We start from the raw sequence: 14,702 nt of genomic DNA, 5'->3' as shown, positions 1-14,702 counted from the left end.
ACGGGGTGTAATGCCGGTCAGGTATGCAGGGCGTCGACATGCCAGCCGACGCCGCCGGTTACCGCTGCTGGATGATGCCGGTGCACCAGCGACTCGATCTGCGCCACGGCGCCGGCCGGTACGTCCGCCATCAGCAGGACTTCCTCGTGACGCAGGGCATCCCGGAATTCGGACAGGTGGACGTTCGGGATCCGGCGGGTGAATTCCTCGCCCAGGACGAAAGTGAGCAGCATGACGGCGGCCGGCAGCAGCAGCCAGTACCAGGCTACCTGTAGGTATGCCAGCAGCAGGAGGGCGAGCAGGGCGATGCAGAACACCGCCAGGTTGCCATCCCACAACCAGGTCTCCAGGCGGCCGCCGACATCGCGCTGCTGGGGCCCACTCGCCCGTGGCAGATCCTCGAGATCGATGCCCGGTCCGGCCATGACATGGATCTGCCCGGTCAATACGCCGTTCATCCCCAGTTCGCCGATGAGTTCGCGTGCGTGCCCGACATCGGGCAGCAGAAAATAGAGTCTGCGCTTCATGATCGCCTCCAGGCCGCATTCACATGTAGGCCCTTGCCTCCTCGCCGGGGTCCGGCAGTCCGGCTATCCGCCAGGCCTCGCGCTCGCTGCGAAACAGCCGCACCACGCAGTGGGTGTCGTGGTGCAGGCGGCTGCAGATATGGGCGAAGGCCGGCGGTGCGGCGCCGAAACGGCGATAGTGTTCACGCAATGCAGCGATGATGTCCCAGTGTTCCCGGGTCAGTTCCTGCAACCCGTCCAGCTGCGCGAGGCGCGTGGCGAGCGCAGGGGTCCAGGTCTCCGCGCGCAGGAAGAATCCGGCGCCGTCGAGCAGGGACTCCAGCGCAGGGCCGCTGCCGCTAGGGTTGGTCACGCAACTGTCCATGGCATTGACCTCCCGGATTGCCGGTGCCGTGCCCGGGCTCGCGCCGTCAATGGCGGGCGGGCCGGAGGTGCCGCGTCGCGCAAGCGATCCCGGGGCCGGATCCTGCGGCCTGGTGACGGGACGCGTCCCGCGCCGGTTGCGGGTACTGCCGGGCTGCGGCGTTGATAAACACGCGTTGGCTGTGTGTTGAACACTGACATGGGTTCCTGAGACACGGTCTGCATCAGGTCTAACCGTTGTCGCCCGGCCCGTATGCGAGGCCATGTCTCACCTATGAACGTAGATTACCTGAGTAAAACAGTCAAGAATACGGCCGGGAGGACGGCCAGCACCAGCGCGACAGCGAGCTGGACAGGTGCCCACGGATCGGCCGCGGTGGCCGCGGTCATGCCGAGCGCGGTGCGGGCGAGGGCATCCGCGCCGAGCAGCACGGCACCCGCTGCTAACAGCACGCATCCTGGCAGCACCGTCGCGAGACTGCCGCAGACCACGTAGGGGATCAGGCCGCAGAACAGCCAGCAGCCCGCCAGATGCCAGGCGCCGGTGGGTTGCGGCACGCAGGCGGTGACGAGCGCCAGCAGACAACCGGCTGCAATCGTCACGAACGCCAGTCGCTGAATGCCGGTGTATGCAGAATCCATATTCCTTCCCCCTGCGTGTCATCAGTTATCTGTTGCAATCCGTGCAGCAAAACTCCAGACAAGCGCATATCCCGCAATTATCAATGCGTGACCAGCGTGAACTCACTGGTCCCGTCACCGCACGGCAGTGTTTCGCTGCAGCGTGGGTGAAAGTCCACGGCAGCCGTGGTGATAATCACCACCGGCCCACGGGCAGTCTCATGCCGCATGCGCAACTGCCTGGAATCGAATGGATTCCTGTGCTGGCACGGTTGCTGCTTGGAAACACCCAGGAAGCCCGGATGCGGGCGTTGCGACATACGAGGAGAGAGTCATGCACAAACCATCCATCAGAAATTCCGTCATCGTCGTTCTGGGCGTCGCTGCGATCGGTGCGCTGGGTGCCCAAGCCTACTATACCCATGAACTCGCCCTGCGCGTCGCCGCGCAGCCGGATGCCGATCCGGTGTATGCCGCGCCACTGACACACAGCGGACAGTGGGATCCCTGGTCCGACCTGCAGCACCTGCAGGCCCAGATCCAGCGTGCATTCGACCAGTCCTTCGCCGCGATGCAGCACCCCGTGGCCGAGGATGCGGCACGGATCTCTCTGCAGCAGCAAACCAACAACTACATCGTCAAGGCGGTAATCCCCGGTGCCAATGAGAGCGATATCAAGGTCAACCTCGACGGCAGGCTGCTCAGCATCTCCTCGCAGACCGGAGGGAGTTCGCAACAGACTGCGTCGAACGGCGCCGTGACCGGGACAGAGACCTACAGCGGTGCCTTCGAAGAGGCATTCACCCTGCCGGGTCCGGTCGTCGCCGCGGACATGAAAAGCGATTTCAAGGACGGCGTGCTGACCCTGACGATCCCGAAGGCCGCCTCCTAGGCCGGGGCGCCACGGGAGTCGGCAGACCCGACGCGGTTGCCGTGTGCCACATCCAGTGATGAATACGCCAACGGTGAGCGCGGAGGCAGGCAGGGCGATCCTGGTGATCGACGTTGGCGGCACCCACGTGAAAGCGGGAATCTCCACGCACCCGGACGTCAAGCGCAAGTTCGACTCGGGACGGCAGCTGACGCCCGCGCAGATGGTGGCGGGCATACAGGACATGACCGCGGACTGGGACTACGACGTCGTCAGTATCGGCTATCCCGGCGCGGTGCTGGGCGGCAGGCCGGTGCACGATCCTTACAACCTGGGACCGGGCTGGCTCGGATTCGACTTCGCCGCCGCCCTCGCGCACCCGGTCAGGCTCGTCAACGACGCCGCGATGCAGGCGCTGGGTAACTACCGGGGTGGCAAGATGCTGTTCCTCGGGCTCGGTACGGGGCTGGGTTCCGCCATGATCATCGATGCTGTCGTTGAACCGATGGAACTGGCGCATCTGCCCTACAGGAAGGGCAGGACCTTCGAGGATTACATCGGACTGCGCGGTCTGCACCGTCGTGGTGGCAAGAAATGGCGCAAGGCCGTGTTCGATGTGGTCGCGCGCCTGGAACAGGCGCTGGAGCCGGACGAGGTGGTGCTGGGTGGCGGCAATGTTAAACGCCTGGAAACGCTGCCGCCGGGCACACGGCGCGGTGCCGACCGGGCGGCATTCACCGGTGGTTTCCGGTTGTGGCAGCCCGGGCGGATAGCGACAGCAGCTGATTCCTGATCACCGGCGGCGCGCCGCGATAGCGATGCTGTAATCGCGTCCATGCCACGTGCCGCCGGTCTCGCGCCAGGTGAACTCGATCGAGCGGGCCGCTGCGTGCCGGGCGGGTACGAATTCGATCCAGTACACGTCCATGGCACCGGTCGTGGTCGGCAGGTCCACCGGCGCCTGCCAGCCGTCGCAGCCGATACGCACTTGCGCGGGTGCCGGTAGCAGGACGACGAGGGTCTGGTCGCGCGCGATGCAGTTCAGCGGTGCCGCGGGTGTCCAGAACGCGTAGCGTGCAGCCGGCACCTGGCCGAGATAGCGCCGCCACACAGCCTCCGGTCGGTCGAAGAGCCGACGCTGGTGACGCGAGACGGCGAGCTTGATGAATTCCGCATGCGCCCAGGCCAGCGGCATCGCCGATCCCGTCGGCCGGCCGGGATACAGGCCGCGGGCCGGGATCGCAGTCGTGTCCCAGATCTGTTCTGGCAGCATGCCGAGGCCGCCGGCCATGCGCGTCATGGCGCGGAGGTACGGTAGCGGGTCGTTGCCGGCGGCAAGCTCATAATGACCGCGTTCTCCGGTCAGCAGTGGCCAGGCGCGGCCTATCCCACTGCCCTTGAAGGCGCCGCCGTCATCCTGTTCGCCGTAGCCGTCGCCGTTGTAGCGATGCCAGGCCGGTCCCGCGGGCGTGTCGACCTGCAACAGGGCATCGGCGACCCGCAGGGTCGCGCGGATCAGCGGGTCGTCGGCACGACGCAGTCCGAACCGCACCAGCTGCAGGAAGTCGACACCGATCTGCGCGGACGCCGGCAGCGCTGCGGCCGTCACCCGGTTCTTGATCGGCAGCACGCGTGCCAGCGCCTGGCTATCCGTCAACGCCTGCACCGGGCTGACGCGGACGTAGTAGCCGGCGACGCCGTGCGCGTGCGCCAGGTCGGTTGCCTGCGCAACGGTCCAGCGCTCGATGCTGGCATTCCAGTAGTCGGCCAGGCGCAACGCGAGCTCGCGGTCGGGTGCAGCGAGAAAATCCGCGCCGCCGACCAGGGCGGCGATGCACACGGCGAGCGTGAAGGTGTTGACACCCGCATCCTCTTCCCAGCGGTCCTGATCGCTGGCCGGTCCGCTACGCGCGATGAAGCCAAGCGCACGCCGCACCATGTCGCGGACATCGATGGCATCGAGCGCGTCGCGTTCTGCGAGCGCTACCGCCAACAGTACCGGAAACGCCGCCTCGTCGAGCTGGATGCCGCCCCAGTAGGATTTGCCGCCGAGCCACTGGTTCTGGTACCAGTGACCGTCCTCGAGTTGGGTGGCGATGAGGTAACGCAGCACATTGCGCGCGTCTTCCAGCGCGCCGAGCGCGAGCAGCGCACCGGCGCACTCGACGAGATCGCGCGGCCAGACCAGGTGATAGCCACCGCGCTCCTCGCCGCGGTTGCCCCAGGGTATGCTGAGACTCGCGACCATGGCACCGGAATAGGTCCAGTCCATGTGCGAGCGCAGCACCATGGCCGAGGTGTGGAACTGCGCTGCCAGCGCGGCGGGCAGCGCAAAGCCCTCGGGCAGGTGCCGCCGGCAGTCTCGGAACCAGCGGCGCCAGGCATGGCAGTGCGATTCCCAGACGGTGGCGAACGATTGCTGCAGGGCCGAGGCGGCCAGCGTCGCCGCCGCCTCGCGGCTGCTGGCGAGTCCGAGCGCCAGCACGGCATTGCACGCCAGCTGACCGCACAGGGCGACATTACCGGGACCGGCCGTGTCGTAGTGCCAGCTCAGGGCGCCGTTGCGCCGGAAATCCTGCCAGCCGTCGCTGACGCCGACGTAACCGGCACTGCTCTGTCCCAGGGCATCCTGCTGCGCCGGGTCGCGCGCGAGCAGTGCCAGACCGAACGGCCCCTGTTCCGCCCACAGTACATTGCGGCCGCGGTCGCGCGCGGCCCAGGCGGTGTTGCCATGTCCGGTGCCACCGAGGTGCGGGGCGAGCAGTACGTAGGGGCGCAGTCCGCGCGCACCCGTGAGCTGTACCTCAACAAGCAGGACATCGCGCAGCGGATCGGGACAGATGCGCAGATGCAACTGGAAACGCGCATGCACGTGGGTGATCTCGATGGCCGGCACGCCGGATTCGGCGAGCTGCACCCGGCGGGATTCCAGGCGCTTGACCTCCACCCAGAAGCCGTCGCCGTCGCCGACGATAAAGCCGAGATCGCGGATCTGGGGGATGTCGATGCGCGGGTAATACACCTCGTTGACGATACCGTGGCCGACGGTGAACCAGAGCCGGGAAGGACCCAGCGCGGAGCCGACGAGGTCCTTGTCGCTGCTCGACCAGGTGGGTTCTATCCCCGGTGCACCCGGTGCGTGCAGGCTGTGCCGATCAGTCATCGGCATTCCCGGGTTCCGGTGTGTACCAGGCAAACCCATCCGCGGCGATCAGGGCCTCGGCGCTTTCGGGGCCCCAGGTGCCGGCGCTGTAGTTGGGGAAGTCGGCGGGCGGATTCGCCGTCCAGGCTTCCAGCACCGGCGTAAGCAGCCGCCACGCGGCCTCGACCTGGTCGGCGCGCATGAACAGGCTCGCGTCATTCACCATGAGTTCCTTCAGCAGGGTTTCGTAGGCCGACGGGGCAGGAATACGGAATGTCTGCCGGTAGCTGAAATCCATGTTCACCGTCCGCAGGCGCAATTGCGTACCCGGCTCCTTGACGTAGATCCGCCAGCGGATACCTTCGTCGGGTTGCAGGCGCAGGATGAGGCTGACCGGCCGCGCGCTATCCGCTACCGTGTCCGGCACCGCCCGGTGCGGGACCGGACGGAAGCGGATCGAGATCTCCGAGACCGCGGCGGCCATGCGCTTGCCCGTGCGCAGGTAGAAGGGTACGTCCTGCCAGCGCCAGTTGTCCACGAACAGCTTCAGAGCCGCAAAGGTCTCGGTGTTCGAGTCGGCTGCTACGCCGGGTTCTTCCCGGTAGGCAGCCACGCGGCGGCCGCCGATCCAGCCGCCGGCATACTGGCCACGAGCGACATGGCGGCCGATGGCGTCGATCGGCAGCGGGCGCAGTGCATGCATGACATCCATCTTGCGGTTGCGGATGTCATCAGCCGCATAGGTCGCCGGCGGTTCCATCGCCACCAGGCAGAGCAGCTGTAGCAGGTGGTTCTGCACCATGTCGCGCAATGCCCCGGCATGCTCGTAGTAGCCGGCGCGGTGCTCCACGCCGAGCGCTTCCGCGACCGTGATCACGACATGATCGATATAGTTGCGGTTCCAGATCGGTTCGAAGATCGGATTGGCGAAACGCAGTGCGAGGATGTTCTGCACGGTCTCCTTGCCCAGGAAATGGTCGATGCGGTAGATCTGGTTTTCGTGGAAGTGCCGGGTCAGCACCCCGTTGATCTCCTGAAACGAAGCCAGATCGCTGCCCAGTGGCTTCTCCACCACGATGCGGCTGTGACTCCGGTCGCGTTGCAGGCCGGCCGCCGTGAGCCCGGAGGCGATGGCGCTGAACAGCGGCGGCGGCGTGGCGAGGTAGAACACATGTTCCGCACGTTTGTGCCATGCGTCCTCGAGCCCGCGGATCTCGTCCCGCAGGCGCGTGTACAAGCTGTCGTCGTGCAGGTCGCCCGCGACATAGCGGATGCACGCGGCCAGGTCCTCCCAGCGTTGCTGCTGCAGCGGGATGGCTTCCCGTTCTAGCACATCGCGATACCCCGCAGCCAGCTGTGCTGCGGAGATGTCGGCGCGGTCGGTGCCGATCAGGCAGAACTGCCGCGGCAGTTCGCTGTGGCTGTGTAGGGCCTGGAGCGCGGGCAGGATCAAGCGGTGCGAGAGATCGCCGGCGGCGCCGAACAGGATAAAGATCACGGACTGGTCACGCAGGCTTTGGTTCATCGCAGTGCACCTGTGTCTGCGACCGGGTGCCGGCAGCTTGCGGATTGCATGGTCGCGGCTGGATTCGCTTGCGCTGCGGCTGCCCGGTCTGTCTGCCCCTGCCGTCGCAACAAGCGTGCCAGGCGGCAACGTGCCGCAAGTACCGGCAGTTACCGCTTCCCAACGGCCGCAGCCGGGCGGATTTATACCCGAACGGTGAATATTCCCCACCCGTGCCGGTGCGGTCGGACCTATCCCCATGAATTCACGATGGTGCACGCTGTGGCACGACAAATGCCTTGATCAGGGTACGGTGCCAGATACGTTCACCGCGCGATCTGCAAGCACGGACCCGGAGGAGGAGCATCTTGAAACCGACATTGCACCCGCGACTGACCATCGCCATCGCCGCCGTCCTCGCGGTCGTAACCACCGGCGCCATGGCGACGGCAGCCGGCACCGGCACGGCATGGGAGCCGGTCCTGTCCCGGCAGGACGGTAGCCTCGACCGGCTCGGCCAGCACGTGCCCCCGCAGTATGATCTGGCACTGCTGGCGCTGGGGCGCGCGGTGTACGCGGACCTGCAGCGTGCGCGCCAGGCTGTGCTCGATCGCAAGACAACGAATCTGTACACGGCCCTCCGCGAGGCCAGCGAGACGGTACGGCGCCTGCAGCGACCAGCGGAATATGCGCCGCTGCGTGCGCAGCTGCAGATCATCCGCAACGATCTCGCGGACCGCGGCAAACAGCTCGATCAGACTTTGTGGGTGCCGGTCATGGCCGAGGTCGACGACGTGCTGGTCTATCTACCGGGGCAGGCGCAGGCGCGTACGCGCACGGCCCTGCGCCAGGCGCGGGCGGCAGCGGCGGCGGGCACCCGCGGGCAGGTCGCTGCGCAGCTCGATGTGGTCACCGCCAGCCTGGAATACAGTCTCGGGGTCTTTCCGCTGGACCGGGTCGGGGCGGACCTCGACGCCGCGCGCCGCAGCGCTGGCACCAAGCCGCCGGACTGGAGCGGCGCCCTGGAGGCGGTGCAAAGCGCGCTGGCGGCCTTCCACTGGTATACGCGGGTACCGGCGCGGGCGCTGCTGTCCGCCTACAACGATGCGATCAGCGCTTACGTGCTCGCGACCGGCCCGCTGATCGCCGACGATCAGCCGCTGGAAATCACCGGCTATCTCGCGCGTGCCGAACGGGCGCTCGGCGGCCTGCCCGACAGCCAGGGTCTGGTTGCCAGGATCAGGACCCTGATCGAGCGCAAGGAACCCGGCGGGGCCGGGATCAGGCAGCTGCTCGACGCGATCCAGGCACGCATCCGTGCTGAGCAGGAGCAGGCGCGGGTCCAATACTGGACAGCGGTCGGTCCCGCGACGCCGGAATGAACGGCGCAGGCGCGCGCTCGAGCCATGACTTGTTTGATTGACCCCGTGCTGCTCGCGCGGCTCCAGTTTGCACTCACGGCCATGTTTCACATGCTCTGGCCGGTGCTGACGATCGGACTGGCGCTGTTCCTGGTGACGGTCGAGGCGCTGTGGCTGAAATCCGGGGACGCGGACTATTACCGCCATGCGCGCTTCTGGTCGCGGCTGCTGCTGCTGAACTTCGCCGTCGGCGTGGTCAGCGGGCTGCCACTGGAGTTCGAGTTTGGCGCCAACTGGGCACCGTTCGCCGTCATGAGTGGAGACTTTTTCGGCAACATTCTCGGATTCGAGGGTGCCATGGCCTTCATGCTCGAGGCGGGTTTCGTGGGTATCATGGCCATGGGCTGGACGCGGGTGCCCCGCGCTCTGCATTTCTTCGCCACCTGCATGGTGGCGCTGGGCGCCTCGCTGTCGGCGTTCTGGATACTGGTCGCGAATGCCTGGATGCAGACGCCGGCCGGCGGGCACATCGAGGCAGGCCGCTTCGTCGTGGACGACTACTGGCGCGCCATCTTCAATCCGGACGCTCTCACCGGTGCCGTCCACATGTGGCTCGCATGCCTCGAGACCAGCCTGTTCGTGATCGCGGGCCTCAGTGCCTGGTACCTGCTGCAGCGCAGGCACGTCGGGCTGTTCACGAAATCATTCAGGCTGGCACTGCTGGCGGCGCTGGTCGTGGCGCCATTGCAGGTCTGGTCGGGCGATGCTAGCGGCCGGGCGGTGTTCCGCTACCAGCCGGCGAAGGGCGCTGCCCTGGAAGGACACTGGGAGACGAACCGGCCCGGCACCGGTGCCGACTGGGCGTTACTGGCCTGGCCGGACGCGCGGCGGCAGGGCAATGACTGGTCGCTCGCGCTGCCTGACGGCCTGAGCCTGCTCGCAACAGGCAGCCTGGAGGGCAGGGTGCGGGGGCTGCGCGAGTTCCCCGTCGCGGACCAGCCACCGGCGCTGCCGCTGCTGTTCTACGCCTTCCGCCTGATGGTGCTCATCGGCTGCTGGTTCCTGCTGTTGTCGCTGTGGACGCTGCGGCGCGGCTGGCGGTTCAGCCCGGCTGGCGGTAACAGGGTTCTGACCCGGCGACTGCTGCGGGTCTGGGTGGCGTCGGTGCCGCTCGGGTATGTTGCGGTGGAATGCGGCTGGTTCGTGCGCGAGGTGGGGCGGCAGCCCTGGATCGTCTACGGCCTGCTGCGCACCGCCACGGCGGCCTCGGTACTACCGGCGACCGGTGTCGCGGCGACACTGCTCGTTTATGCCGTGCTGTATGCGGTGCTCGCAGCGACCTTCGTGCTGTTCGCAAGACGCATCCTCAGGCAGGGGCCGGAGCCGGTGGAGGTGCCGGTGGCGGCGGCCGGAGCCCCCGTGCCGGGTTAGGGCGGACGGATGGACATCCACGCATTCCTGGCCGTGATCTGGTACCTGCTGCTGGGTCTGATCCTGGTGCTGTACGTCGTCACCGACGGTTTCGATCTCGGCATCGGCATACTCACGCTGTGCGAACGGGATGATTCCCGGCGCATGCAGATGATGGCGGCGGTCAGCGGGGTCTGGGATGCCAACGAAACCTGGCTGGTGCTGTTCGGCGGCGCGCTGTTCGGCGCGTTTCCCGGCGTTTATGCCGTGACCCTGCATGCCCTCTATGTCCCGCTCAGTGCGCTGCTGTTCGGCCTCGTTGTGCGCGGAATCGCCTTCGCGTTCAGTGAACAGGCGCGCGACCGGCGCGGTTGGACACGCGCGTTCGGCGGCGGTAGCCTGGTTGCCGCGCTTGCGCAGGGCTACATGCTCGGTGCGGTGATCACCGGTCTGCCAGTCGCCGGCGGGGATTTCACCGGCAGCATCTGGTCGTGGTTCGGCCCGTTTTCCAGTGTCGTCGCCGTCGGTGTCACGGCCGGCTATGCCCTGCTGGGCGGGACATTCCTCATCATCAAGACGTCCGGCGAACTGCAGGCGCGCAGTCGCCTACAGAGCCGGCGCGCGGCCTGGATCATGCTGGCCGCGGCGGCTTGCGTGACCGTTGTCACTCCCCTGGCCCATAACTACATTGCGCGGCGCTGGTTCAGCCTGCCCGCCGTCATCTACCTGTCCCTGTTGCCGCTCGCGGCGCTGGTCGCCTGCGCGCGCCTGCGGGTGGCGCTCGCGCGCGGCAGCGAGTATGCCCCTTTCGCCTGGAGCATCGTCATCTTCGTGCTATCGTTTGTGGGGCTGGCAGCGAGTCTGTATCCTTACCTGGTGCCCCCCGTGATGTCACTGTCCACAAGCGCAGCCTCCAGCTCGACGCTGGTGTTCATGCTGGTCGGGATCGGCATGCTGCTGCCCGTCATGATCGTTTACAACGGTTTCCAGTACCTGGTGTTCCGCGGCAAGCTGCTGCCGGTGCAGCCGCGGCACGCTGCGGTCGCGCGCACCGCAGGGAGCGGCGCCGGGGCAGCCGCCGCTACGGGTGGCGCATCCCGCGGTGGCGCCCGCGTGAAACCCGGAGCCGGGTGAGCGTGACTGCAGGCACCGATGATTCCGGATATCGCTACTACGTGTCGCTGTGGCTGCCGGCTGCGGTGCTCGGCGTGCTCCTTGTTCTCGTGCTGGTGATCCAGCTGATACTGTCCTGGGTGGCTCACGCGAATCTTGCACCGGTGAACCGCCATCTTGCCCAGATGAACCGCCTGCAGGTCACCAGCCTGGAGTTGCAGCGCGAGCTCCTGGAAAGTCTGAACGGTGAGAGTGAATTTACCCGCGACGAGCGCACGCAGATGCGCAGGGAGATCGAGGACATCCTCGGCCTGCAGGCGAGTCTCTCGGAACGCACGCCGCAGGCGCTGTCCAGTGCCCGAGACGTGCTGGCGAACATGGATATCGCGCCCAGGCAGGCACTGATACTTGCGCTGTCGCACCTGCGTACGGTGATCAATGCCGAGGTCGGCGAGCACCAGCGGCTGATCGGGGAGATCAGTAGCTCGATGGCTATGGAGCTCGAGATCGGAGTCGTCGCGCTGCTCGTGTTCCCGGCCGGCGCGATCCTGCTGATCTACCTGCTGCGGCGGCGGATCCTGGAGCCACTCAACCATCTGGGGTTTCTCATGACCCTGCTGGCGCGCAAGAACTACGCGCCGGCGCCGGTCGCCGTCATCGATCCCATGCTGCGGCCGCTGACGGAGAACTACAATTCCATGGTGACGCGGCTGGCGGAGCTGGAAGGGGAGCATGCACGGCGCGAGCAGGACCTGGAGGTGCAGGTGCAGCATGCGACGCGCGTGCTGCTCGAACAACAGCGGCGTATCGCCAGCACCGAACGCCTGGCGGCCGTGGGCGAGATGATGGCGCGCATCGCCCATGAGCTGCGCAATCCGCTGGCCGGTGTCAAGCTGGCATGCACCACCCTATGCCAGGACCTGGAGCGGGAACCGGACAGCGCCGGCTACCGGGAACGGCTCGGCGTCATCGCCGGCGAGATCGACCGTGTCATTGCGCTGTTGAATGCGCTGCTCGACCAGTCGCGGCACCGACCGGAGGCGTTGCGGGACGTGGCACTGGCGCAGGCGGTCGCCGAACTCGTGGCCCTGGCACGCTACCAGATACCGGCACGTATCCGTATCGAGCAGGCGATACCGGACACTGCCGTCTGTCGCCTGCCGGATGCCCTGTTCCGTCAGGCGCTGCTGAATCTGCTGCTCAATGCCGGCCAGGCGCTGGGCGACAGGCCGGGGCGCATCAGCATCGTGGCCGAACTCGTCGACCGGCAGCTGCGGCTCTGCGTCTGCGACGACGGGCCCGGATTCCCGCCCGAACTGCTGACAGCCGGGATCCAGGCATTCGTCACCCACCGGCCGGGGGGGACGGGGCTGGGCCTTGCCATGGTGCAGCGCTTCGTGCGTGCGCAGGGCGGCCGGATCACGCTTTCGAACCAGGACCCGCACGGGGCCTGTGTCACACTGGAATTGCCTTGCGGTGGAAATGACCATGCCTGATACCCTGTTGATCATCGAGGACGAACAGCTGCTCGGCGCCGAACTGATGCGCCACTTCCGGCAGGCGGGCTGGGACGTGAACTGGGCAAAGACGGTCACGGATGCACGGCGCAACCTGTTCGAGCGCGGGCTGGATCCCCTGGTCGTGCTGTCCGACATCAATCTGCCGGACGGCAATGGACTGGATCTGCTGGACGAGGAACGGCAGCGCGGCAGGCGCAGCGAATGGGTGCTGCTGACCGGATACGGCGAGGTGCCTGACTCGGTTCGCGCCATCAGGCTGGGTGCGTTCGATTTTCTCACCAAACCCTGCGAACTGGACCATCTCGATCTGGTCGTCAACGGTGCGGCTCGCAGTGCCGGCGCCCAGCGCCGCCTGCAGGACGAGAGCGAACACCGGGCGCGTCGATATACCCCGGAGTCCTTTGTCGGCCGCAGCGCGCCGGCACGCCAGGTACGCGAACTGCTGGCACGGCTCACCCAGGTCCCGTTCAGCGCCCTGATCATCACGGGGGAAACGGGCACCGGCAAGGGCCTGGCGGCGCGCATCATTCACCATGCCGGTCCGCGTGCCGACGGTCCGCTGATCGAGGTTAACTGCGCGGCATTGCCGCACGATCTACTGGAATCCGAGCTCTTCGGTCATGAGGCCGGCGCCTTCACCGGTGCCCGGGGACGCCGGCGCGGACTGCTCGAGCAGGCGCACGGCGGCACGATCTTTCTTGACGAGATCGGCGAACTGCCGGTCGACCTGCAGGCCAAGCTGCTCAAGGTCATCGAGGATCGCAGCCTGCGGCGGCTCGGCGGCGAACGCGAGATTGCAGTCGATATCCAGGTGCTGGCGGCGACCAACCAGAATATCGAGGAGCAGATCCGCACGGGCGGCTTCCGGCCGGATCTGTATCACCGGCTGAGCGTCTTCATGCTGGAACTGCCGCCGCTGCGGGACCGGCTTGCCGATGTCCGCGACCTGGTGCCCCTGTTCGTCGCCGAGTTCAACGCCATCGCCGGCAAAAAGGTCAGCGAGATAGGCGAGGACATCTGGCAGCGACTGACTGCCCACGCCTGGCCGGGCAACGTGCGCGAGCTGCGCAACGTAATGGAGCGTTGTGTGCTGTTTGCGACAGACCAGCATTTCCCGGCCGCCTGGCTACAGCTCGGCGTAGCAGGGCCAGCCACAGCCGGGCAGGGTGCCGGCAGCGAGGCCGACCGGCTGTGTCTGCCGCTGGACGGTTCCGTGGGGCTGGACGACATGGTCGGGCGGATCATCGAGGCCATGCTCAGGCGCCATGGCAACAATGTCGCCGAGACCTCGCGGGTGCTCAAGACCACGCGCGAGAAGGTGCGCTACCGTATCGAGAAATACAATATCAGGGTGTCGGACTGACGGCTTGCACGGCGGCTGCGATGACGACGATCCTGCTACACTGGCACGACTATCTCAAGGTGCTCGTCGGTCTGCTCGCCATCGTCAATCCGCTGCTGGCCATACCCGCATTCATCGCGCTCACCCCCGACAGCAGTGAACGTAACCGGCGCGCGATTGCGGCGCGTACCGCCCTGTCCGTGGCCATCATCATCGCCCTGACCGTGGTGGCGGGAGGGCCGGTGCTGCGGGCGTTCGGTATCCAGATCGCCGCCTTCCAGGTCGGGGGCGGGATTCTGATCCTGCTCATGGCGATCGCCATGCTGCATGCCAGGATGAGCGGTGCCAGGCATACGGATGACGAAGCGGAGGAGGCGCGTGGCAAGGAGGATATTGCGGTGGTTCCGCTCGCGCTGCCGCTGCTGGCCGGCCCCGGGGCGATCAGCACCGTCATCATCTACTCGCACCAGGATGCTTCCGCTGCCCACAGGATTGCGCTGATCGTGATCGGGCTGATCGTCGCCGCTGCCGTCTGGGCGGCGCTGCGCGCGGCGCTACCCGTTGCGCGGGTAATGGGTACGACCGGCCTCAATATCGCGAGCCGGATCATGGGGCTGATCCTGGCGGCCATCGCCGTCGAGTTCATCACCCGCGGTCTCGGCGTGCTGCTACCCGGTCTGGCGCATTAGCACACCGTCGACCCGGCTGGCTGATGCGGGTCGGGGACGGCGGGTGATCGGTCCTACACGCCGCAACGGAGAAGCTGATGATGACGTTCGATTTGTTGCTGTTCTCACCCTGGCTTGCACTCTTGGCCGGCATCGCGATCCTGGTCATGCCGCGCTTGCTGAACTACATCGTTGCCGTTTATCTGATCCTGGTCGGCATCATCGGGCTCAGCGCACAGCTGTGAGGGTATTTCCGGCCG

At 66.8% G+C, this 14,702-nt stretch carries 14 protein-coding genes; 9 read left to right on the top strand and 5 right to left on the bottom strand.

Going from position 1 to position 14,702, the window contains the following annotated elements; translation table 11 throughout:
* Positions 1–17 precede the first annotated feature (17 nt).
* From R3F42_15760 to R3F42_15750, 3 genes are all read right to left on the bottom strand, one after another.
* Positions 18–527, bottom strand: a complete 510-nt coding sequence (locus R3F42_15760) for a hypothetical protein (protein ID MEZ5543474.1) — start codon at positions 525–527, stop codon at positions 18–20.
* Positions 528–546: 19 nt separating this feature from the next.
* Positions 547–879 carry a TusE/DsrC/DsvC family sulfur relay protein gene (locus R3F42_15755; GenBank protein MEZ5543473.1) on the bottom strand — a complete coding sequence of 111 codons (333 nt, stop codon included), beginning with the start codon at positions 877–879 and terminating at the stop codon, positions 547–549.
* 296 nt (positions 880–1,175) lie between these two features.
* A complete protein-coding gene (locus R3F42_15750; GenBank protein ID MEZ5543472.1) occupies positions 1,176–1,532 on the bottom strand; it encodes a hypothetical protein in 357 nt (118 codons plus the stop codon).
* 313 nt (positions 1,533–1,845) lie between these two features.
* On the opposite strand from R3F42_15750, the gene R3F42_15745 reads away from it, so the two are divergent.
* Positions 1,846–2,403, top strand: coding sequence for an Hsp20/alpha crystallin family protein (locus R3F42_15745; protein ID MEZ5543471.1), 558 nt, complete (start codon positions 1,846–1,848; stop codon positions 2,401–2,403).
* A gap of 58 nt (positions 2,404–2,461) precedes the next feature.
* A complete protein-coding gene (locus tag R3F42_15740; GenBank protein MEZ5543470.1) occupies positions 2,462–3,175 on the top strand; it encodes an ROK family protein in 714 nt (237 codons plus the stop codon).
* Here the strand turns inward: R3F42_15740 and R3F42_15735 are convergent, their stop codons facing one another.
* The gene (locus R3F42_15735; GenBank protein ID MEZ5543469.1) at positions 3,176–5,545 is read right to left on the bottom strand and encodes a glycoside hydrolase family 15 protein; all 2,370 of its coding nucleotides are present in this window, start codon (positions 5,543–5,545) and stop codon (positions 3,176–3,178) included. It abuts the gene before it with no gap.
* On the bottom strand, positions 5,538–7,049 hold the full coding sequence (gene zwf, locus R3F42_15730; GenBank protein ID MEZ5543468.1) for a glucose-6-phosphate dehydrogenase: 1,512 nt from the start codon (positions 7,047–7,049) through the stop codon (positions 5,538–5,540). The genes R3F42_15735 and zwf overlap by 8 nt, the downstream gene beginning before the upstream one ends.
* 347 nt (positions 7,050–7,396) lie before the next feature.
* Between zwf and R3F42_15725 the strand changes: the two genes are divergently transcribed.
* The 7 genes from R3F42_15725 to R3F42_15695 all read left to right on the top strand — a co-directional run bounded on the left by R3F42_15725 (position 7,397) and on the right by R3F42_15695 (position 14,687).
* Entirely contained in the window at positions 7,397–8,410 is a 1,014-nt protein-coding gene (locus R3F42_15725; GenBank protein ID MEZ5543467.1) for a YfdX family protein, read from the top strand.
* 24 nt (positions 8,411–8,434) lie between these two features.
* Entirely contained in the window at positions 8,435–9,820 is a 1,386-nt protein-coding gene (locus R3F42_15720; protein MEZ5543466.1) for a cytochrome ubiquinol oxidase subunit I, read from the top strand.
* A gap of 9 nt (positions 9,821–9,829) precedes the next feature.
* Positions 9,830–10,933: a cytochrome d ubiquinol oxidase subunit II gene (cydB, locus tag R3F42_15715; protein ID MEZ5543465.1), complete on the top strand. Its 1,104-nt coding sequence runs from the start codon at positions 9,830–9,832 to the stop codon at positions 10,931–10,933.
* 2 nt (positions 10,934–10,935) lie between these two features.
* The gene (locus R3F42_15710; protein MEZ5543464.1) at positions 10,936–12,408 is read left to right on the top strand and encodes an ATP-binding protein; all 1,473 of its coding nucleotides are present in this window, start codon (positions 10,936–10,938) and stop codon (positions 12,406–12,408) included.
* On the top strand, positions 12,401–13,795 hold the full coding sequence (locus R3F42_15705; protein MEZ5543463.1) for a sigma-54 dependent transcriptional regulator: 1,395 nt from the start codon (positions 12,401–12,403) through the stop codon (positions 13,793–13,795). The genes R3F42_15710 and R3F42_15705 overlap by 8 nt, the downstream gene beginning before the upstream one ends.
* Before the next feature lie 20 nt (positions 13,796–13,815).
* Positions 13,816–14,463 carry a MarC family protein gene (locus tag R3F42_15700; protein MEZ5543462.1) on the top strand — a complete coding sequence of 216 codons (648 nt, stop codon included), beginning with the start codon at positions 13,816–13,818 and terminating at the stop codon, positions 14,461–14,463.
* 80 nt (positions 14,464–14,543) lie between these two features.
* Positions 14,544–14,687 (top strand): DUF3096 domain-containing protein, encoded by a 144-nt coding sequence (locus tag R3F42_15695; protein ID MEZ5543461.1) that lies wholly within the window; start codon positions 14,544–14,546, stop codon positions 14,685–14,687.
* Positions 14,688–14,702 lie beyond the last annotated feature (15 nt).

Source organism: Pseudomonadota bacterium (genome assembly GCA_041395565.1).
In the GTDB taxonomy this organism is placed as follows: domain Bacteria; phylum Pseudomonadota; class Gammaproteobacteria; order UBA9214; family UBA9214; genus UBA9214.
This window is presented reverse-complemented; position numbering and strand designations above follow the sequence as displayed.